Genomic DNA, 252 nt, shown 5'->3' with positions numbered 1-252 from the left:
CCTGTTCAAGCTGACTTTTAACCTGTATGACCTCATCGGTGTGCGCGTGAAGTTGCTTATGCTTTATTAGCAATGAGTTGTCGGTGTTACTGTCTGCGTTTACGTGCCAATTACGACCATGCAATTCGCCTTTTTTATCCATTATGGCAATGTAATAGTCATCATTTAGCATAGTTAAATCGGCGTGTTCGCTATAGCCAATTCGCGTGAGTAAGTCAGGGTACACGCCAGCGGTAATATAATCTGCCAAGC

The 252-nt window shown here is 43.7% G+C and carries 1 protein-coding gene; it reads right to left on the bottom strand.

Features of this window, described 5'->3' with window-relative positions; all coding sequences use genetic code 11:
- Nucleotides 1-252, bottom strand: a 252-nt coding sequence (locus R2R70_RS21765; RefSeq protein ID WP_410979163.1) for a hypothetical protein, incomplete at both ends; no start/stop codon positions are given.

The sequence above is a fragment of the Cobetia sp. SIMBA_158 genome (genome assembly GCF_046566945.1).
Lineage (GTDB): Bacteria > Pseudomonadota > Gammaproteobacteria > Pseudomonadales > Halomonadaceae > Cobetia > Cobetia amphilecti.
Note: the sequence above shows the minus strand (reverse complement) of the source record. Positions and strands in the feature narration are given on the sequence as shown.